The organism is Bradyrhizobium sp. SZCCHNS1022, assembly GCF_032484835.1.
Classification (GTDB): domain Bacteria; phylum Pseudomonadota; class Alphaproteobacteria; order Rhizobiales; family Xanthobacteraceae; genus Bradyrhizobium.
Genome location: NZ_JAUETT010000004.1, coordinates 376195 through 395900, shown reverse-complemented (window position 1 = coordinate 395900; position 19706 = coordinate 376195). Strand labels below are relative to the sequence as shown.

19 protein-coding genes are annotated in these 19706 nt (G+C 63.5%); 11 read left to right on the top strand and 8 right to left on the bottom strand.

From position 1 onward, the window contains the following. Positions 1 to 164 precede the first annotated feature (164 nt). On the top strand, positions 165 to 1817 hold the full coding sequence (locus tag QX071_RS24600) for a glycosyltransferase family 39 protein (protein WP_315706126.1): 1653 nt from the start codon (positions 165 to 167) through the stop codon (positions 1815 to 1817). 82 nt (positions 1818 to 1899) lie between these two features. Here the strand turns inward: QX071_RS24600 and QX071_RS24595 are convergent, their stop codons facing one another. Beyond that, positions 1900 to 3291: an NAD-dependent succinate-semialdehyde dehydrogenase gene (locus QX071_RS24595; RefSeq protein WP_315706127.1), complete on the bottom strand. Its 1392-nt coding sequence runs from the start codon at positions 3289 to 3291 to the stop codon at positions 1900 to 1902. 211 nt (positions 3292 to 3502) lie between these two features. Between QX071_RS24595 and QX071_RS24590 the strand changes: the two genes are divergently transcribed. After that, positions 3503 to 4498 (top strand): NAD(P)-dependent oxidoreductase, encoded by a 996-nt coding sequence (locus tag QX071_RS24590; protein ID WP_315706128.1) that lies wholly within the window; start codon positions 3503 to 3505, stop codon positions 4496 to 4498. A gap of 123 nt (positions 4499 to 4621) precedes the next feature. On the opposite strand, the gene QX071_RS24585 is transcribed toward QX071_RS24590, so the two are convergent. The 3 genes from QX071_RS24585 to QX071_RS24575 form a co-directional block, all read right to left on the bottom strand. Then, a complete protein-coding gene (locus QX071_RS24585; RefSeq protein ID WP_315728563.1) occupies positions 4622 to 5167 on the bottom strand; it encodes a hypothetical protein in 546 nt (181 codons plus the stop codon). An 85-nt stretch (positions 5168 to 5252) separates the two neighbouring features. Further along, on the bottom strand, positions 5253 to 5747 hold the full coding sequence (locus QX071_RS24580; protein ID WP_315706130.1) for an Hsp20/alpha crystallin family protein: 495 nt from the start codon (positions 5745 to 5747) through the stop codon (positions 5253 to 5255). Between the two features lie 73 nt (positions 5748 to 5820). Further along, positions 5821 to 6270, bottom strand: coding sequence for an Hsp20 family protein (locus QX071_RS24575; protein ID WP_315706131.1), 450 nt, complete (start codon positions 6268 to 6270; stop codon positions 5821 to 5823). Positions 6271 to 6605: 335 nt separating this feature from the next. Here QX071_RS24575 and QX071_RS24570 point away from each other — a divergent pair, with 335 nt between their 5' ends. Both QX071_RS24570 and QX071_RS24565 read left to right on the top strand, forming a co-directional pair. After that, positions 6606 to 7703, top strand: coding sequence for a trypsin-like peptidase domain-containing protein (locus tag QX071_RS24570; protein ID WP_315706132.1), 1098 nt, complete (start codon positions 6606 to 6608; stop codon positions 7701 to 7703). A gap of 154 nt (positions 7704 to 7857) precedes the next feature. Next, a complete protein-coding gene (locus QX071_RS24565) occupies positions 7858 to 9075 on the top strand; it encodes a GGDEF domain-containing protein (RefSeq protein ID WP_315706133.1) in 1218 nt (405 codons plus the stop codon). Positions 9076 to 9160: 85 nt separating this feature from the next. Here QX071_RS24565 and QX071_RS24560 read toward each other — a convergent pair whose 3' ends face one another. From QX071_RS24560 to QX071_RS24545, 4 genes are all read right to left on the bottom strand, one after another. Continuing rightward, entirely contained in the window at positions 9161 to 9907 is a 747-nt protein-coding gene (locus QX071_RS24560; protein WP_315706134.1) for an SDR family oxidoreductase, read from the bottom strand. A 149-nt stretch (positions 9908 to 10056) separates the two neighbouring features. Then, the gene (locus QX071_RS24555; RefSeq protein WP_315706135.1) at positions 10057 to 11460 is read right to left on the bottom strand and encodes a M20/M25/M40 family metallo-hydrolase; all 1404 of its coding nucleotides are present in this window, start codon (positions 11458 to 11460) and stop codon (positions 10057 to 10059) included. Positions 11461 to 11474: 14 nt separating this feature from the next. After that, complete coding sequence (locus tag QX071_RS24550) at positions 11475 to 12800, bottom strand: glycosyltransferase family 87 protein (RefSeq protein ID WP_315706136.1); 1326 nt, start codon at positions 12798 to 12800, stop codon at positions 11475 to 11477. 34 nt (positions 12801 to 12834) lie between these two features. Continuing rightward, a complete protein-coding gene (locus tag QX071_RS24545) occupies positions 12835 to 14445 on the bottom strand; it encodes a helicase HerA-like domain-containing protein (protein WP_315706137.1) in 1611 nt (536 codons plus the stop codon). A 341-nt stretch (positions 14446 to 14786) separates the two neighbouring features. On the opposite strand from QX071_RS24545, the gene QX071_RS24540 reads away from it, so the two are divergent. The 7 genes from QX071_RS24540 (at position 14787) to QX071_RS24510 (ending at position 19693) form a co-directional block, all read left to right on the top strand. Then, the gene (locus QX071_RS24540; RefSeq protein ID WP_315706138.1) at positions 14787 to 15023 is read left to right on the top strand and encodes a hypothetical protein; all 237 of its coding nucleotides are present in this window, start codon (positions 14787 to 14789) and stop codon (positions 15021 to 15023) included. Between the two features lie 39 nt (positions 15024 to 15062). Beyond that, the gene (locus tag QX071_RS24535) at positions 15063 to 15470 is read left to right on the top strand and encodes a DUF4332 domain-containing protein (protein WP_315706139.1); all 408 of its coding nucleotides are present in this window, start codon (positions 15063 to 15065) and stop codon (positions 15468 to 15470) included. 72 nt (positions 15471 to 15542) lie between these two features. Next, complete coding sequence (gene folP, locus QX071_RS24530; protein ID WP_315706347.1) at positions 15543 to 16406, top strand: dihydropteroate synthase; 864 nt, start codon at positions 15543 to 15545, stop codon at positions 16404 to 16406. Beyond that, complete coding sequence (gene folB / locus QX071_RS24525; protein WP_315706140.1) at positions 16403 to 16768, top strand: dihydroneopterin aldolase; 366 nt, start codon at positions 16403 to 16405, stop codon at positions 16766 to 16768. Before folP ends, folB begins: the two co-directional genes overlap by 4 nt. Next, on the top strand, positions 16768 to 17262 hold the full coding sequence (gene folK, locus QX071_RS24520) for a 2-amino-4-hydroxy-6-hydroxymethyldihydropteridine diphosphokinase (protein ID WP_315706141.1): 495 nt from the start codon (positions 16768 to 16770) through the stop codon (positions 17260 to 17262). Before folB ends, folK begins: the two co-directional genes overlap by 1 nt. A 95-nt stretch (positions 17263 to 17357) precedes the next feature. After that, on the top strand, positions 17358 to 19226 hold the full coding sequence (locus tag QX071_RS24515; protein ID WP_315706142.1) for a methylmalonyl-CoA mutase subunit beta: 1869 nt from the start codon (positions 17358 to 17360) through the stop codon (positions 19224 to 19226). Between the two features lie 2 nt (positions 19227 to 19228). Further along, a complete protein-coding gene (locus QX071_RS24510) occupies positions 19229 to 19693 on the top strand; it encodes a GFA family protein (protein ID WP_315706143.1) in 465 nt (154 codons plus the stop codon). Positions 19694 to 19706: the final 13 nt, after the last annotated feature.

Here is a 19706-nt window from a genome sequence, read left to right as displayed (position 1 = left end):
GTGCACAATTACGCACCATTATCCAATCCTTGCTGCGATGCAGCAGAAAACTATGCCTGATCTGCCAATTGCTTGAAAACACAATCGCGCTGTTCGGAGCGGCCACGGAATAGGCCTTCGGCACATCAGCGGGGATCGTTAGGGACGCCGGATCACCACTAGCCATGACATCGATTACAACTTCGGCCCTCGACACGCCGATACGGCGCACGGTCGAGCGGACTTGCGACGATCTTGCCATCTTCGTGCTCGCAGCGGTGGCTGTGGTCGCCAGCCTAACGTTCCGCGACTACGGTCTCGGCTGGGATGATTACACCCACGCCGAATATGCAGACCTGCTGCTGCGCATGTACGGCTCCGGCTTCAAGGACACCGCGGCACTCTCGTTTGCCAATCTCTACATGTATGGCGGCGGCTTCGACATGGTCGCGGCGTTGCTGCACAAGGTCATTCCGCTCGAACTGTTCGAGACCCGGCGGTTGGTGGGTGCGATCGTCGGCCTGATCGGCCTTGCGGTGACTTGGCGGTTGGCGCGCCGGATCGGCGGCGCCGTGGCCGGCCTTGCCGCGTTGCTGCTGCTCGCGCTCTGCCCGATCTATTACGGTCACATGTTCATGAACCCGAAGGATGCCCCCTTCGCGGTCGCCATGGTGATCCTCCTGATGGGCTTGGTTCGGCTCGCGGAGGAGTATCCCTACCCTTCGCCGCGCACGATCCTGATCGTCGGCATCGGTGCCGGCCTGTCGATCGGTTCGCGGATCCTCGGCGGCCTCGCGCTGGTCTATGCGGTGGTCGGATTCATGCCGCTGTTCCTGGAGGAATTCCGGACCCAGGGCGCACGGGAAGCCGTGCGCCGTCTGGTTCGGTCGCTCTATCTGCTGATCCCCGGCCTGATCCTCGGCTATCTGATCATGGGCCTGATCTGGCCGTGGTCGATCATCGAGCCGGCGAATCCGTTTCGCGCCCTGACCTATTTCTCGCACTTCTTCGAAAAGCCCTGGAAGGAGATGTTCGACGGCGCGCTGGTCTCGGTGCCGGACATGCCCTGGTCCTATCTGCCGACCTTGTTTGCTCTCCAGCTTCCCGAATTGATGCTCGGCCTGTTCATTGCAGGCGCGGCGGCTTCGATCGTGGGGCTATCCCGCGATGATATGACGGCCCGCAAGAAAAGCATCCTGCTGATGCTGACCGTGGCCGCCACCCTGCCGATCCTGATCGCGATCGTAAAGCGCCCGGCGCTCTACAACGGTATCCGACATTTCGTGTTCGTGATTCCGCCGATGGCGCTGCTGGGCGGCATCGCCTTCGCGAGACTCTTGAATTGGCTCGGTGCCGAACATCGGCGGGCCTGGCAGCCGGTCGCGGTGACCGTGTTCAGCTTCGGTTTGCTCTTGCCGCTCGCCGAGATGATCCGGCTTCATCCCTATCAGTACGCCCATTTCAACTATATCGCGGGAACGGTGCGCGAGGCGGATGACCGCTTCATGCTGGACTATTGGGGCCTCGCGCTCAAGCAGGCCTCCGACGGCCTGAAGCAGCAGCTCGATGAGCGCGAGGAAGTGCCGCCGCTTGGGCGCAAATGGAAGGTCGCCGTCTGCGGGCCGCAGCGGCCGGCGCAGGTCGCGCTCGGGCCCGACTTTACGATTGGCTGGGACAGCCAAGGTGCCGATTTTGCGATGACGCTCGGCGAATTCTATTGCAAGGGCCTCTCCGCGCCCGTGATGTTCGAGGTCAAACGCGACGACGTCGTGTTTGCGCGGGTCTATGACATCCGGGGCAAGAGCATCTCCAGCCTGCTGTCGATCCCGGCGCCATAAGCCGTAGCTGAAGGATCATGATCCGATTCCATCCGATCGGATCATGCCCCGATGTCCCGGCCTCGGCCTTTGCTGCCGCGCCTCAGAAATGCGCGTCGATGTCGACGACGTCGATGAGCTTGTGATTGACGAACTCCTTCAACCCCAGCCCGAGCAGCTCTCGACCATAGCCGGACCGCCGGATGCCGCCGAACGGCAGATCCGCCTCGACCTTGGTCGGATGGTTCACGAACACCATGCCGGTCGAGATACGGTGAGCGACCTCGGCGCCATGGGCGGGGTTGGACGTGAACACCGATCCACCGAGGCCGAACGGCGAATCGTTGGCGATGCGCACGGCGTCATCCTCATCCTTGGCCCGGAAAATCATCGACACCGGTCCGAAAAACTCCCAGTAGCGGGCCGGATTGTCCTCGCGGACCTCCGTCAGGATCGTCGGCTGCACGAATGCGCCGCGGTTCGGGACCGGCGGCCCAACCTCCTCGGCCGTCGCCCCCAGCTTCACGGCCTCGCGGATTTTCTCCCTCACCTCGTCGGCGGCCCCCTGCGACGAAAGCGGCGCCAAGGTCGTCCTGGAGTCGAACGGGTCGCCCGCGATCAAGCCCGCCACGCCCTTGCGGTACCGCGTGAGGAATTCGTCATAGACCGGATCAACGACGATCATGCGCTTCGAGGAGACGCAGACCTGACCGCCGTTCCAATGGCGACCGAACACCGCCCATTTGCTGGTCTTTTCGAGCCCGGCATCCGCCAGCACGATGAAAGCATCGGCACCGCCAAGTTCCATGGTCGACTTCTTGAGCGCCTTGCCGGCTTGGGCTGCGACGAGTGAGCCCGCGGCCTCCGAGCCTGTGAGCGCAACCCCGTGAACTCGGTCATCGTTGAGGATCAGCTCGATCTGGGATCGGGTGGCATAGAGATTCTTGAATGCGCCCCGCGGCAAGCCCGCCTCCGCCATCAGCCGCTCGAAAGCCGCAGCCGATTGCGGCACGTTGGAGGCATGTTTCAGGAGCAGCGTGTTGCCGGCCGAAAGCTGCGGCGCCAGGATGCGCGCGATCTGGTAGTAGGGAAAATTCCACGGCTCGATCGCCAGCAGGACGCCGAGCGGCTCGTGGACCAGGATGGCCTCGCCTTCGGCCGCATCGAGTACGGGCAGTTTTTCCGGCGCGAGCAGCGCCTCGGCGTGGCGGACGTAATATTCGAAAATCTTGGCGGACAGTTCGACCTCGGCCTTGGCTTCGCCGAACAACTTGCCCATTTCCAGCGTCAGCAGTCTCGCATAGGCGTCGCTGTCACGCCGCAGAAGATCGGCCGCGTTCTGCAGAATGCGACCGCGCTCGCCGAACGAGGTCCGCCGCCAACCGAGAAAGGCATGATGTGCGTTGCTGATCGCTGCCCGGACCTCTTCATCGGTCGCATCTGGAAAAGAGGCAAGCGTCTCACCGGTGTAAGGGTTGATCGTCTGATAGGTCATCTGTCATTCCCTTGCAGCTTTCCGTTACAACTTCTCTTGCCTGTGCTGCAGATCAGGCGGCGAAATTGTTCAGGCCGAACGATGTGCGTGTCCGCACGATGTCGCGCCGCATGCTATTGACGGCACGGAGCTGCAAGTTGACCAAAATCAATGGCTCGGATGTCGCGCGATCTTCGCGACGAAACCGACGGCGGACGTGAGGGAGTAGACCATGACGTTTCTGGTGACCGGCAGTTCCGGCCATCTCGGCGAAGCGCTGGTCCGCACGCTGCAGGCGGGCGGGCGCAACGTCCTCGGCATCGACATCCTGCCCGGCGCCTTCACGCATCGGGTCGGCTCGATCGCCGATCGCGACTTCGTGCGCCGATCGATGCGGGACATCGCAACCGTGTTGCACGCGGCGACCTTGCACAAGCCGCATGTGGCGACCCACGGCCGCCAGGCCTTCGTCGACGTCAACATCACCGGCACGCTGAACCTGCTGGAAGAGGCAGCCGCCGCCGGCGTCGGAGCCTTCATCTACACCAGCACCACGAGCGTGTTCGGCGACGCGTTGATCCCGCCGGCCGGCGAACCCGCGGCCTGGGTGACCGAAAGCGTCGCGCCGGTGCCGAAGAACATCTATGGTGCGACCAAGGCTGCGGCCGAAGATCTTTGCCAACTGTTCGCGCGCAACCATTCCCTGCCCGCAATCATATTGCGGGTCTCGCGCTTCTTTCCCGAAGCGGACGACAATGCCGAGGTGCGCGCGGCCTACGCCGATGCCAATGCCAAGGTGAACGAATTCCTCTACCGCCGCATCGACATCGAGGATGTGGTGGACGCGCATCTGAAAGCAGCAATCCACGCGCCTTCGGCGCGATTTGCAAAATACGTCGTCAGCGCGACCTCGCCATTCACGCCGGAGGACCTGGCGGGGCTACGCCGGCATGCGCCGGTGGTCGTGAGACGTCATGTGCCGGACTATGAGCGGGAATATCAACGCCGCGGCTGGACCATGTTCGACGAGATCGACCGGGTCTATGTCAACGACAGAGCGCGGGCGGAGCTTGGCTGGCGACCGCGCCATGACTTCCGATCGATCGTAACGCGTCTTGCGGCCGATGAGGATTTCCGCAGTCCGCTGACGCAGGCGATCGGCAGCAAGGGCTATCATGACCGCAGTTTTGCCGACGGTCCTTTCCCGGTCGGACACGGACCGGCCTAGGCTGCACGAGGCGTGCCGGACTGGACCCATCGGAGGCGATGTGCTAACGAATGAGCACACACCCTCTACACGTTTTGGAATGAAACGCCGCCCAATTCCGGGCGGCGTTTTTGTTTTGCGAGTTCAGCACGTCTCGGCGCCGGCCAGACCGCGCCGCTCCGAAAGCGTGCTCAGTTCCTCGGCAAGCCGCCGCTCGATGTAACACCGCTCATGATCGGCGAGCTTGGTGGTGAGCAGCTTGCGGTAACGCCGCACATTGGCCTCGCGGGAAAAGCGCGCACGTTGCGATAGCCTCAAGGGGCCGACGCGGCTCTCGCCCGCGGCAAGGCCGCCGCCTCCTGTCGACGCACCGTGCGCGCAGACGTCGCCACGACGTATGATCCGCATCGCAGCACCGCCGCGCGGCCGCGGCGGGTCGTCCTCCTGATCGAGCTGCCGCAAGGCGCCGAGAATGTCGGGCAGCCGCAGCGGCCGGGCGCTCCCGGGTATCTTGCGCAGGGACGGCTGATCCTCGACCGCATACATGTCGGACGCCCACGATGACAGGATCAGCCGTTTCTCGGCGGTCGAAAGCCTGCCGTCGCCGAGCACCGCCGCGGGGGAATCATAATGCGACACGGGATGAAACGCGGCATCGCCGACGTTGATCGAAACACTGCGTTCGCTCATGTCGTTTCTCCTGGTACCACTCCTTCGTAGGAACAATTGTTGGATAGGGAAGGCGGCCGCCCGGCTGCCTCCCCTGAACGACGGATCAAGCCGTCTGGATCGGAATCTGCCTGACCGCGCGGGCGGCTTGCTCGGCTTTCGGCATGGTCACGGTGAGGACGCCGTTCTTGAATTCGGCCTTGGCCTTGTCTTCCTGCACATCCTCGAGCGGAATCCGCCGTTCGAACGCGCCATAATAGCGCTCGGTGAAGAAGCGCCCTTCCCCATTGCGCTCGGTCTTCTTCTCGCCGCGGATCGAGAGCACGCCGTTGGCGATCTCGACATTGACGTCCTTCTCCGACAGGCCCGGCAACTCGGCCGAGATCGTCACGGTGTCGGTGGTCTCGCGCAGCTCGACCTTGGGCCAGCCGAACTGGCCTTCCATCAGGGACGGACCGAGCCCGCCGAAAGAGCCGATGCCGCGGAAGGCGTCGTCGAACAGACGGTTCACCTCGCGATGCAATGCGAGAAACGGATCAAAGGTGTCCCGCGACGCCAGTTGCTGCGGCCGGGACCACGGAATCAGGTCGCGAATAGCCATAGGGATATCTCCTCCTTGCATGGGATCAGCGCGCGCGGGGGCTCAACGCCCCGCGCGCCGGCCACGCCCAGTTTCAGGCAGCTTTCTTCTGCTCGATCTTCTCGACCGGGCCGGTACCGATCGCGATCCGCCGCGGCTTCATGGCTTCGGGGATTTCTCGCACCAGCTCGATCCGCAGCCGGCCGTTGTCAAAGGAGGCGTTCGTCACCTGCACATAGTCGGCGAGGTTGAACTGCCGCTTGAATGGCCGCGCGGAGATACCCTGATAGAGATATTCACGCCCCTCCTTGTCGGGCTTGCGGCCTTCCACCGTCAGCACATTCTGTTCTGCAGTGATCGCGAGTTCGTCCGGGCCGAAGCCCGCGAGCGCCAGCGAGATCTGGTAGCGGTCTTCGCCGAGCCGCTCGATGTTGTAAGGTGGATAGTTGTCGTCGACCGCGCGCTGCGTCTCGTCGAGCAGGCCAAGGAGACGATCAAAGCCAATGCTCGAGCGCCAGAGCGGCGTGAAATCGTAAGTCCTCATAGCCAAGTCCTCCTAAGAGCAAGATGGATACGAAGGAGCGCAAGGCCGGTGCTGGACCCGCTCGGTACAGAAACCGGTCCTGCGCCCAGGCAGTCCGCCGGGCCCGACAGGGCACCCGGCGCCGCTTGCGGCGGCAACAAGCGAGTTAGAAAAACGGAAGACGAATTCAAGGGGGCATCAGAAAATTTTCGGGACCCTCAAGGCGCCCGCTGGCGGGACCGAAAATTTCACGGCACAGGCTCGATCGATTGCGGACCCCCTCTTGACCGAGCCTGGACATTTTCCCAGCTAAATCGCCGCCAGAATCCGATTGAACCTGTTCGAGGGGATTAACGATGCAGCTGCTGCGTTGGGTCCGGCCGTTGGCAATCGCGCCGGCTATCGTGTTGTGCCTACTGGCGGCTCCGGCCGGAGCCCAGATCCCCGACCTCAAGCTCGGGCGGGTGCCGACCCTGGCCCCGCTCGTCAAGGAGGTCACGCCCGCGGTGGTCAACATCTCGGTCGAGGGCCGCCTTCGCGAAGACAATCCGCTCTATCACGACCCCCTCTTTCGCGAATTCTTCGACGTGCCGAAGCAGGTCGAGAAGCAGTTCAGCGCAACCGGCTCCGGCGTCATCGTCGATGCCCAGCGCGGCTATGTGATGACCGCCAACCACGTCGTCGAGCATGTCACGACAGTCCAGATCCGGACCAAGGACGGCCGAAAATTTGCCGCGCGCCTGGTCGGCCGCGATCCTGCCACCGACATCGCCCTGCTCCAGATCCGCGATCCCGTCGATCTGAAAGCGATTGCGCTTGGCGACAGCGATGCGCTGGAGGTCGGGGATTTCGTGATCGCGGTCGGCAATCCCTTCGGCCTTGGCCAGACTGTCACCTCGGGCCTGGTCAGCGCGCTAGGGCGCACCGGTCTCGGCAAGCAGGGCTATGAGGATTTCATCCAGACAGATGCTGCGATCAATCCCGGCAATTCCGGCGGCGCGCTGATCAACCTGCGCGGCGAGCTGGTCGGTATCAACACCGCGATCATCTCGCCGGGCGGCGGCAATGTCGGGATCGGCTTTGCCGTGCCGATCAACATGGCGCGACGGGTGATGGAGCAACTGGTGCAGAGCGGTCGGGTCGAGCGCGGCCGTATCGGCGTGACGCTGCTGGACCTCGATACGCCCGGCAACGGCCGTGTTCACGGCGCGCAGATCGCCGACGTCAGCGCCGGCTCTCCGGCGGAACGCGCCGGCCTGCGCAAGGGCGATATCATCGTCAAGGCCAACGACGTGCCGGTGCGCAGCGCCACTCAGGTGCGCAACCTGATCGGGCTGACGCCGGTCGGCCAGCGCGTCCGCCTCACATTCGAGCGCGATCGCACCCTGGGCAATGCGGTGGTCGAGGTGGCTCCCGTTCCGGAGGAGCGGGCGCGCGTGCGAACGTCAGGCTGAGAGCTGCGGATTCAACCTTCAGTCCCGCTACCGGCAACGCTCACGACGTGGGGTAGATTTTTACCGCACATCAAGCATGCAACGAGACGCCGATACGTCCATAAAGACCTGTTAAGTGCCCCGCTGCTTAGTGCGCCCGTGCGGAGGTATTGAAATGCGGGGTGACGGTCTGGCTTTCAGTTTGCCACGCTGGCGCGCGACGCGCTGGCTGGCAGATCCGGGATATCCGGTGTCATCCGACATTCGCCTCGCATTGATCGGCGAGCTCTATGGCTGCTGGTCTGTTTTCGCCGGTGGCGTCATCAACACCGTCGCGGTCGCTGCTGCGCTTGCACTTCGCACGCCCACGGTTCTCTTCATCACCTGGTTACTGATGGAAGTCGTGATCTGCCTCTCGCGGCTGATCGTGATGATGATCGCCTATCGCAGGGCGCGCGAGCAGCGCGCGACTCCGACCGATATCCACATCCTGCTGTCGGTTGCATGGAGCGCCAGCGTCGGTTTCGGTGTCGGCATCAGCCTGGCGTCCGGCGACTGGATCGCAGCGTCACTCGCCTGCATTTCATCGGCGGCCATGGTCGGCGGGATCTGCTTCCGCAATTTCAGCGCGCCCCACCTCGCGGGAACGATGATCCTGTGCAGCATCGGCCCGGTGATCCCGGGCGTCGCCATCTCCCATGAGCCGCTGCTGTTCGTGATGTATCTGCAGATGCCGGTGTACTTCCTCGCCATGACCGGCGCGGCCTTCCGGCTGAACAAGATGCTGGTGGCCGTCATGCATTCCAAACGCGAGAGCGACGAGCTGGCGCGGCTCGACGCGCTGACGGGCCTGCGCAACCGCGCCGGATTGATCGACGCGCTGCAAAGCAGGCTCAATGGCAAAGCCTCTGGACATCAGAGCTTCGCCGTCCTCTATCTCGATCTCGATGGCTTCAAGCCGGTCAACGACACCTTTGGTCATGCCGCGGGTGATGAATTGCTGAAGATCGTCGCCGCAACGCTGCGGGACACCGTCTCTCCGACCGACGTCATCGCGCGGATCGGGGGCGACGAGTTCGTCGTGCTCGCCGGCGACCCGGCGATCGATCATGCATTGGCACTCGGCGAGCGCATCATTTCCGTCATGACGGCACCCGTGGAACTGCCGGACGGCGCGCACGTCCACATCGGAATGAGCATCGGCATTGCCGCTTCGCCCGATCATGGCACCGACCCGGAGGCCCTGCTGTCTGCAGCAGACGCCGCGCTCTACGAAGCGAAATCGAGCGGAAAGTCATGCTGGAGATTGGCCTCCGCCGAGGCCAATCTCGCAGCCCTGCGCAAGTTCGCCGGCAGCAATCAGGCTACTGCCACGGCTCTGTCCGCAGCCTGACATATCGGCATGGAGCAGCACGATCCGGAAAAGTGGAAACCGGCTTTCGGACGCGCACGCGAACTCGGGGGGAATGGAGCGGCGCTCACGTTGCTGTCGCGAGCCATTCGTCCAAACCAGTTGGACCGAGGCGGGCCGACCCAAGCGGGACCAGCGAACGATCATCGATCGCAGCTCCATAATACTGCGCATCGGGGTCAGCAACGACCGGCCGGACGTCCCCCGCCGCTTTCAAGCGGCGCGCGATGAACGTGTTGAAGGGGGCTTTTTCCGGACCAGCGATATCGATCGTAGCGTTGAGTGGAGCGCCTGTTGCAACGCTGGCAAGCGCGCTCACGACGTCATCAGCAGCAATCGGCTGAAAAGAGGCCGTCGGAACCACGACCTTGCCGTCGACGACGCCCGCATCGGCGATCGCGCTCAGGAATTCGAAGAACTGCGTGGCGCGGACGATCGTGTATGGCACGCCGGACGACTTGATCACCTGCTCCTGGGCGAGCTTGGCATGGAAATAGCTGTTGCCGGGTGCACGGTCGGTCCCGACGATCGACAATGCAACATGATGCTTGACCCCAGCGACGGCCTCTGCGGCGACCAGATTGCGGCTCGATGTCTGAAAGAAGTCGAGCACCGCGGCGGGCTCCCAGCTCGGAGCGTTGGAAACATCGACGACGACCTCGGCGCCGGCGAGCGCCTCGGCAAGGCCCTCCCCTGTCACGCTGTTGACACCTGTCCGCGGAGAAGCGGCGAGAGCGTCATGCCCTCGCTGCTTGAGTACGGCGACCAACTTCGATCCGATCAGGCCCGAGCCGCCAATCATGACGATCTTCATGACATACTCTCCTGTTCAGCCAACGATCTTGAGCGGGAACCTCTCGTAAACCTCCAAGAATGCCATGCGAGTAGCTTGACGAACCACAGCGCGGAGACCGCGAAGCGCCGCTCTGACGTGTCGCGATCGAGCGTGCGCAGCTTCTGATCCTAACGCGGCAATTCCGCCAGCGCAGCGAGGATGCGCGCCCAGGAGCGGATGCCCTTGTGGTAGCTCTTCAGATCATATTTCTCGTTGGGCGAATGAATGTTGTCGTCATCGAGACCGAAGCCGACCAGTAGCGAGTCGAGGCCGAGCGTCTTCTTGAAGTCGGCCACGATCGGGATCGACGCGCCGGAGCCGATCAACAGCGCCTCCTTGCCCCATTCGTCGGTGAGGGCCTGCTTGGCAGCAGCAAGCGGCCTCATGTTCCAGTCGAGCGCGATCGCAGGCCCTGCCGAATGGTCGCCGAACTCGACCGAGCAATCGCCGGGAATGCGCGCCAAGACGAAATCGCGAAACGCCTTGCGGATCTTGGCCGGGTCCTGCCCTTCGACAAGGCGGAAGGAGACCTTCGCAGACGCATGCGCCGGGATGACGGTTTTGGAGCCCTCGCCGATATAGCCACCCCAGATGCCGTTGATGTCGCAGGTCGGACGCGAGGAGATCTGCTCGATCAGGAGCCGATCTTTTTCGCCGGCCGGAATCGACAAGCCGATCGGCTTCAGAAACGTCTCCGGCGTCAAGTTGAGGCTCTTCCACTGCTCCAGCACCGCAGGCGGCAGATCCTTCACGCCATCATAGAAGCCTGGAATGGTGATGCGGCCATTCTCATCGAACAGCCGTCCCAGCACCTCGGTCAGCACCCGGATCGGATTGCGCGCACCGCCGCCGAACACGCCGGAATGCAGGTCGCGATTGGCGGCCTTGATCTTCACTTCCTCGTAAAGGAGGCCGCGCAGCGCAACGGTGATCGCGGGCGTGTTCGGATCCCACATGCCGGTGTCGCAGACCAGCACGCAGTCGGCCTTGAATTCATCCTTGTTGGCCTCGAGCCACGGCACGAAGTTCTTCGAACCGACCTCCTCCTCGCCCTCGATCAGGACGGTGATGTCGAGCGGCAGCGAGCCGGTGACGGTTTTCCAGGCTCGGCACGCTTCGATGAAGGTCATCAATTGACCTTTGTCGTCCTCGGCGCCGCGCGCGACGATGATCTTGCGACCATCGGCATGATCGGTCACGACCGGCTCGAACGGCGGACGGTGCCACAAGTCGAGCGGATCGACCGGCTGCACGTCATAGTGGCCATAGAACAGCACGTGCGGCCTTGAAGCACCGTGCCCGTTGCTCTTGCCGACGACGGCAGGATGTCCCGCGGTCGGCCGCACTTCGCTGGCAAAACCGAGCGTGGCCAAATCCTTGGCAAGATGATCGGCCGCCGCCTTGCAGTCCGCGGCAAAGGCCGGATCGGCGGAGATCGACTTGATCCGGATCAGCGCAAACAGCCGCTCCAGACTGTTGTCGAAATCGGCGTCGATACGATCGAGGACGGACTGAAGCTGCGCGCTGGCCATGATCGCCAATTCCTTCAAGCTGATTGCTGCGCCGGTTTTAACCCCGTTGTCCCTGGCGAGCTAGCCGCCTCCTGCAGGGGCGGATGCAGGATATGCCAGACCAGCGCGCCGGCCATGACGGCGGTTGCGGCAAGATTGTTGCCCCATGCCTGGATATCTTTCGGGAATGGCGGCAACGACAGCAGCAGCAGGATGCCCGAGAGCGCCAGCGCAAGCCATGTCCACAGACGCACCCGCGGCCGGGAGTCATAGGCTGCACGATGCATCAGGATCGTCATCGGAAAGAACAGCCATATGAAATAATATTGCCGCGCAAGCGGCGAGGCCACCGTCATCAGGCAGAACAGGATTCCAAGCTCCTCGGCGTCGGAGCGCGGCGTCCGCCGTTTCTGCGCAGGCATCACCGCCAGGAAGCCCAATCCCAGCGCGAGCGAGACCGCGAGCACCACGAGGTTTGCTTCCTGGAACGAGATGTCGACGACGTTCATCGTGCGCACCGGCTTGGACGGATCGTCCTGGTTGTAGTTCACCGGACGCGTCAGACGATGCGTGACCGCGATGATCGACTGATTGACCCAGGACCAGTTCTGCTCGTCACGCTGGCCAAACCCCTTCTCGGAACTGGTGCCGACCATGCCTCGATACCAGGTCTTCAGCTCCGCCACGTTGTGCTGGAAGCCGCGCACCGGCGCCGGCACCACGAACAGGAACACCAATGTGAACACGATCATGCTGACCGCGGCCCACCATTGCCGGCGCCAGACGAGGTACGGCAAGACGGCGACCGGGAACACCTTGATGGCGGTTGCAAGCGCAAACATGCTGCCGCCGAGCCACGGCCGCGCATGCTGCAGGAGCCAGAAGCCGTAGAGCATCAACGCCAGCAGCATGAGGTTGGGCTGCCCGAGATCGAACATGTCGAACACGAAGCTGATCGTCACGAAGCCGGGCAGGAAATAGAGCCATTGATTGGGCTCCCTGCCCGAACCGGTCATGGCGTGAGAGAGCTGCGCCGTGATCCACCACGCCACCACATTGAGCAGCCCCAGACAGGTGTAGAGCACCACCTTGCCGAGCCAGGCAGGGATCGCCAGCAGCACGGCCGGGAACGGCGGATAGAGGAAGGCGAAATAGTCGGCGAGGTTATGCGGATACAGGTCCTGGCCCAGGAGTACCTGCTGTCCGGCCCAATACCAGAGCGGATAGTCCTTGGTTTTGCCGTTGCCCCACAGCTCCGGGACCAGCACGTCGCCGATCAGCAGCACGCAGCAGATCAAGAAGAGGATATCGACCGGCGCGCGCAACGACGGCCATCGCAACCTAGGCATTGGTTCGGACATCAGCAGGTCACGCGATCAGCAAACATGTTCATCATCATCGTCGCAACAACCCACCGAGCGCGCCACGTACCAGGGAGCGGCCGATCGAGCCGCCAAGGGAGCCGCCGACCTGCTTGCCGAGATCAGCCGCCACGCCGCCGACCACCTTGTCGGTGACCGAGCGCGTGATATTCCGCGCCATCAACTGGCCCGTCGAAAGCCGGCCGCGCTTGACATTGGTGCCGAAGATCGCAGCGGCGATGTCGCCGATCTTGCCGAGCACGCCGCCGGATGAGCCTTCTGCGGTGGCCGCGGTGCCCGCAATCCGCTTCTGCAGCATCTCATAGGCCGACTCCGCATCGATCGCGGTGTCATATTTGCCCTTCACCGGGCTCGCATCCATGATCGCTTTGCGCTCCTCCGGCGTGACCGGTCCGATCCGCGCCGACGGCGGCCTGATCAACACCCGCTCGACCATCGCCGGCGTGCCGTTGCCTTCGAGAAACGACACCAGCGCTTCGCCCTTACCGAGTTCCATGATCACCTTGGCGGTGTCGAGCTTCGGATTGGGCCGGAACGTCTCGGCAGCCGCAGCGACGGCCTTCTGATCGCGCGGCGTGAACGCGCGCAAGGCGTGCTGCACGCGATTGCCCAATTGGCCGAGCACGCGATCGGGGACGTCGAGCGGGTTCTGCGTCACGAAATAGACGCCGACGCCTTTGGAGCGGATCAGCCGCACCACCTGCTCGATCTTGTCCATGAGCGCCTTCGGCGCGTCGTTGAACAACAGATGCGCTTCATCGAAAAAGAACACGAGTTTCGGCTTGGCGAGATCGCCGACTTCCGGCAGTTCCTCGAACAATTCCGAGAGCATCCACAGCAGGAAGGTCGCGTAGAGCCTCGGGTTCTGCAACAGCTTGTCCGCGACCAGGATGTTGATCATGCCGCGCCCGTCCCGGTCGGTTCGCATGAAGTCCTGCAGGGACAGCGCTGGTTCGCCGAAAAATTTGGTGCCGCCCTGGTTTTCCAGCACGAGCAATTGGCGCTGGATCGTTCCGACGGTTGCGCGCGTCACATTGCCGAACGACTGTGCGGCCTTGCGGATCGGCGCCAACGGATCCTCCTCGGCATCGGCGCTCTTCTTGGCCGCCTCGGGAATGATGGCATCGAGCAGCGCACGCAGATCCTTCATATCGATCAGCGTCAGCCCATTGTCGTCGGCGACGCGGAAGGCGACGTTGAGCACGCCCTCCTGCACATCGTTCAAGTCGAGCATGCGCGCCAGCAGTAGCGGTCCCATCTCGGTGACGGTGGCGCGCACCGGATGCCCCTGCTCGCCGAACACGTCCCAAAATACCGTCGCGAACTGGTCGGGCTGATATGTCAGGCCCAGTTCGCTCGCGCGCTTGAGGATGAAATCCTTTTCCTCACCGACCTCGGCAATGCCCGACAGATCCCCCTTGATGTCGGCAGCAAATACCGGAACGCCGGCGCGCGCAAAGCCCTCGGCCATCACCTGCAGCGTCACCGTCTTGCCGGTGCCGGTCGCACCGGTCACAAGACCGTGGCGATTGGAAAGCGCAAGCGTCAACCAGGCCGGCTGTTCCCCTTTGCCGACGAGAATTTTGTCCTCGGTATCGGCCGAGGATGTTCCGGAGAATGCCATTACGACAGGTCTTTCGCTCGTTTTCGTCTTAAGTTGGCGGTCTGCAATCGGCCCGGCGTCATACTTGGTCTTGGCTCTATCTTGGCTCTGCTGGAACCGCAGCCGCCTCGTATCCGCTCTATCAGCCCGTTGCAGTCAACAGAAATGCGATAGGAGCAGATATTACGCTGCCAATCCGCAAATTTCACACGCCGTCTTGCATCGCTGCAACACTTTTGCCGCGATCGCGAATCTGCGCGCGTCGGCGTGTGCTCATGACTTGTCTTTCACCGGTCGCCCGATCAAGATAAATCCTCAAGGACAAGTCCGGTCTTGGGGGGCCGGATCGAGGACGGGGCAAGATGGACGAATTAAGTGAGCTGCTGGCTGCAAAGGCTGGCATCGGTAGAGCTTTGGCTGAAAATGCCATCGGCATCATACTTGACTTTCTTCGCACCGGGTTGATGGCGCAAGATTTCTACATCCAAGATCTCTGCCGCGCTGGGATCTGCATCCACACAGGTGAACTTTTCAAGCTCTGCAGCGACACAATCGAAGTCGATCGAATGGGCGCGATCGTCGCAAGACACCGGGCCTGACCCATCTCGCCTGAAGCACTTTCGCACCCATTGAAGATCATGACATACCCAATTTCCGAAATCGAAGGCATGACGGCCTTTGCCGCGTCCAACCTGAAGGCGCTTGGCATCCGGACCACCGACGCGCTGCTTGAAGCCGCTCGCACCTCAAAAGGCCGCAAGACGCTCGCCGCCCAGACCGGCATCACCGAGCAACAGTTGCTCGATTGGGCAAATGTGGCCGACTACATGCGAATTCCGGGCATGGGCAAAGCGAAGGTCGGCCTCGTGCGTGCCGCCGGCGTCACCACGGTGCGCGAACTCGCTCACCGCAACCCGGCTCGCCTCGCCCAAAATATCAAGGAGGTGAACACCAGGCGCAAGCTGGTGCGCATCCTACCTTCGGAGAAATCGGTCGGGCACATGATCGAGCAGGCACGCAAGCTGGAACCGAAGATCAGCTATTGACGGCATCGGCGCCCTTGCGCGCGTGCAGTGCATCATCTTGACTCCGTCGCCGCGACCGCGCAAAGCGTCGCCATGAATGCGCCCGCGCCAAAATCCCGCCTGAGCCTAGCTTCGGCTGTGCATCCGCTGCTGCGCGAATGGGTCGCAAGACCCTACCCGGCCGTGATGGGCATTCTCAATGTCACACCCGACTCGTTCTCGGACGGCGGCCGCTTCAATGCACCGGAACGCGCGATCGAACAGGCCAGGCGTATGATCGCCGAGGGTGCCGACATCATCGATATCGGCGCCGAATCCACCCGTCCCTATACCGGGGCGACGCCCGTGTCGGCTGATGAGGAACTGGCGCGGCTGAGGCCTGTTCTTGCTGATGTCGTGGCGCTCGGTGTACCCGTCTCGATCGACAGCATGAAGGCCGAGGTCGTCGCGTTTGCGTTGGAGCAAGGCGCAGCGATCGCCAATGATGTCTGGGGGCTGCAGCGCGATGCGGAGATGGCCAAGGTCGTGGCTGCACACAACGCGCCGGTGGTCGTCATGCACAACCGCCTCTCGATCGATCCCGCAATTGACATCGTGCAGGACGTGCTGGATTTCTTTGCCCGCTCGCTGGACATCGCCGCGAAGGCCGGCATTCCCGACGGCAACATCGTGCTCGATCCCGGCATCGGCTTCGGAAAGACGACGGAGCAGAGCATGACGATGCTGGCGCGACTCGGCGAGCTTTCGTGCTTCGGCCTGCCGCTCCTGGTCGGCGCGTCGCGCAAGCGCTTCATCGGCTCCGTCGTGCCCTCGGAGCCGAGCGAACGGCTGGGCGGTTCGATTGCGGCGCATCTGATTGCCGCCGAGCGCGGCGCCAAGATCATCAGGGCCCATGACGTGGCCGAAACCGTGCAAGCCTTGCGCGTGGCCGCAGCGATCGAGGCGCAAAAAGGATGAGCGGCACCATCTTCATCAAGGGAATTCTGATTCATGCCCGCCATGGCATGTTGGAGCACGAAAGCGAGGTCGGCCAGCGCTTCGTGATCGATCTCGAACTCGATACCGACCTGTCCGAATCCTCGCGCTCCGACCGTCTCGCCGACACGGTGAACTATTCCAACGTGGTGGCCACCGCGACATCAGCCTTCAAGGACACTAGCTACAAGCTGCTGGAGCGCGCGGCCGGCGCGGTCGCCGATGCGATCCTGGCGGCTTTCCCGCGGATCCGCGCCGTGAAGGTCACGGTGCACAAGCCGCACGCGCCGATCGCCGCGATCTTCGAGGATGTGGGCGTTGTCCTGACGCGCTCGCGCGACTGATGGCGAGCGCGCTGATCGCCCTCGGCGGCAATGTCGGCGATGTCCGCACCACGTTTGAACGCGCCATCGCGGAAATCTGCCGCCCTGCTCAGTCAACGCTCGCAGCGCGATCCGCCGATTACTTGACGCCGCCCTGGGGTGAGACGCAGCAGCCGCCCTTCATCAATGCCTGTATCGCGATCGAGACGCAGCTCGATCCGCACGCTCTGCTCGCCGCCTTGCACGAGGTCGAGCGGATGTTTGGCCGAGACCGCGCGCGCGAGAGCCGCTGGGGACCGCGGACGCTCGACCTCGACCTGATCGCCTATGACGATCTCGCGATCGACACGCCCCAGCTGACCCTGCCGCACCCTCGCCTGTTCGAGCGCGGTTTCGTTCTGGTGCCGCTGGCCGAGATCGCACCGGAGCGGCTGATCGCAGGCCGGCGCATCAAGGAGGCGTTGGCGCATGTCCCGTGCGACGGAATCGAGCGTCTGCCCCCTCTCGAACGATAGGTCTAAAGCCGAAACAACCGTTTGGCTTGGCCGTTCCGACGTGGCATTTTGCGGCCAACAATGGTGAAAACAGGCGCCCGGGAGACTTAGGCCGAATGACATCCGTGACCGAGGACCTGCGGTTGGCCGCCGAGTTCGCGCCGGCCAGTCGTGACGATTGGCGCAAGCTGGTCGATGGCGTACTGAAGGGAGCGCCATTCGAGAAGCTGGTCGGCAAGACCTATGACGGCCTCTCTATCCAGCCGATCTACACCCGCGCCAAGGGTGCATCCCCGGTTACCGGACGAGCCGCCGCCGCGCCCTGGTTCATCATGCAGCGGGTCGACCATCCCGATGTTACCAAGGCCAATGCCCAGATCCTGACCGACCTCGAGAATGGCGCGACCGGGATCGAACTCGACTTCCAGAACGGCCCCGGCGCGCGCGGCTTCGGCATTCCGGACGCCGAGCCGGCAACGCTGCAGCGGTTGTTCGCCGGTGTCGTGTTCGATGCCGGGATCTCGATTGCGCTCAATCCGGTGCTCGGCCGCGGCAATGCGGGCGAAGCGGTCGCATCGTTGATCGAAGCCCAGCACGTCGATCCCGCCAAGGTCGATCTTCGTATCAACTATCAGGCCCTTTCCACCCTGGCCGTCCGCGGCAGTGCCGCCGCGCCCTGGTCCGAGATGGAGGGCGGGTTCGCCAAGGTGGTGCGCGGCCTAAAGGACCGCGGCTTCAGTCGGCATCTGGTCCTGGCCGACGGCCGGCCGATTCATGACGCCGGCGGATCGGAAGCGCAGGAATTGGCGTTTGCGATCGCGTCTGGCCTCGCCTATCTGCGCACGCTCGAAGCCGGCGGCATCGCGCTGGACGACGCCCGCGCGGCGCTCTCGTTCCGGCTCTGCGCCGATGCCGATCAGTTCCTGACCTCGGCCAAGTTCCGCGCGCTTCGGCTGCTATGGGCGCGGATCGAAGCGGCTTGCGGCCTCGCGCCAAAGCCGGTCTTCATCGCCGCAGAAACCGCTTGGCGGATGCTGACGCAGCGCGATCCCTATGTGAACATGCTGCGCGCCACGATCGCGACATTCGCGGTCGGAATTGGCGGGGCCAATGCGATCACCGTGCTGCCACACACGCTCGCCCTCGGCCTGCCGGATGCGTTCGCCCGGCGCGTGGCGCGCAACACACAACTGATCCTGCTGGAGGAAAGCAACCTCGCCAAGGTCGCCGATCCCGCGGCCGGTTCGGGCGGCATCGAGGCATTGACCCAAGAGCTTTGCGAAACGGCCTGGGTGCAGTTCCAGGAGATCGAGAAAGCCGGCGGTGTGTTCGCGGCGCTGCAGGCCGGGCTGATCCAGGGCAAGGTGGCGGCGACGCGACAGGCGCGCGCGGCCAATATTGCCAAACGGCGTGACGTGCTGACCGGTGCCAGCGAGTTTCCGAACCTCACTGAGGCCGATGTCGCGGTCGAGGCGGTGACGCCGATCGCGGCCGCGACAAACGATCAGGCGAAGGTCACGTTCGAGCCCCTCGCCCCGATCCGGCTGGCCGAGCCGTTCGAGCGCCTGCGCGATCGCTCCGACAGCCTGCTGAACAGCAAAGGCAAGCGTCCGTCCGTGTTTCTTGCCAATCTCGGCACGCCTGCCGATTTCACCGCACGCGCGACCTTCACCAAGAGCTTCTTCGAGGCGGGCGGCATCGCTGCGATCGGCGGCGAAGGAGCATCCGATCCGTCCGCGTTGGCGGCGGCCTGCGAGGCGTCCGGCGCGACGCTGGCCTGCCTCTGCTCCTCGGACAAGGTCTATGCGGAAATGGCAGTTCCGGCCACCAAGGCCCTGAAAGACGCCGGTGTCCGCCATATCTATCTGGCGGGGCGCGGCGGCGAACAAGAAGCGGCGCTCCGCGGGGCCGGTGTCGATGGGTTCATCTTTGCCGGCTGTGACGCGCCCAAGACGCTCGAGGACGCCTATACATTTCTGGAGTGAGCATGACCGACGACACCAAGCCTCTCCTGACCGGCGGCTGTCAATGCGGCGCGGTCCGCTTCGCGTTCAAGACCACGCCAGGCAAGGTCAGTATCTGCCATTGCCGGATGTGCCAGAAGGCCGCCGGCGCGCCGTTCGCCTCGTTTGCCGAGATCGACCGCGAGCACTTCGCCTGGACGCGCGGTCAGCCCGCCGCGTTCCGCTCGTCCACGATCGCCGAGCGATTCTTCTGCCCCGCCTGCGGCACGCCGCTCGGCTTCGGACGCATTGATGGGCCGCGGATCGAGATCATGACCGGCGCGTTCGACCGGCCGGATCGCGTAGTGCCGACACGACAATACGGCACGGAATCCCGGCTCGGCTGGGTCGTCGCCATTGCCAATCTGCCGAGCCAGACCACGCAGCAGAATTACGGACCGGAGAAGATGGCGACGATCGTCAGCCATCAGCATCCGGATCACGATTGACCGATGAGGACGC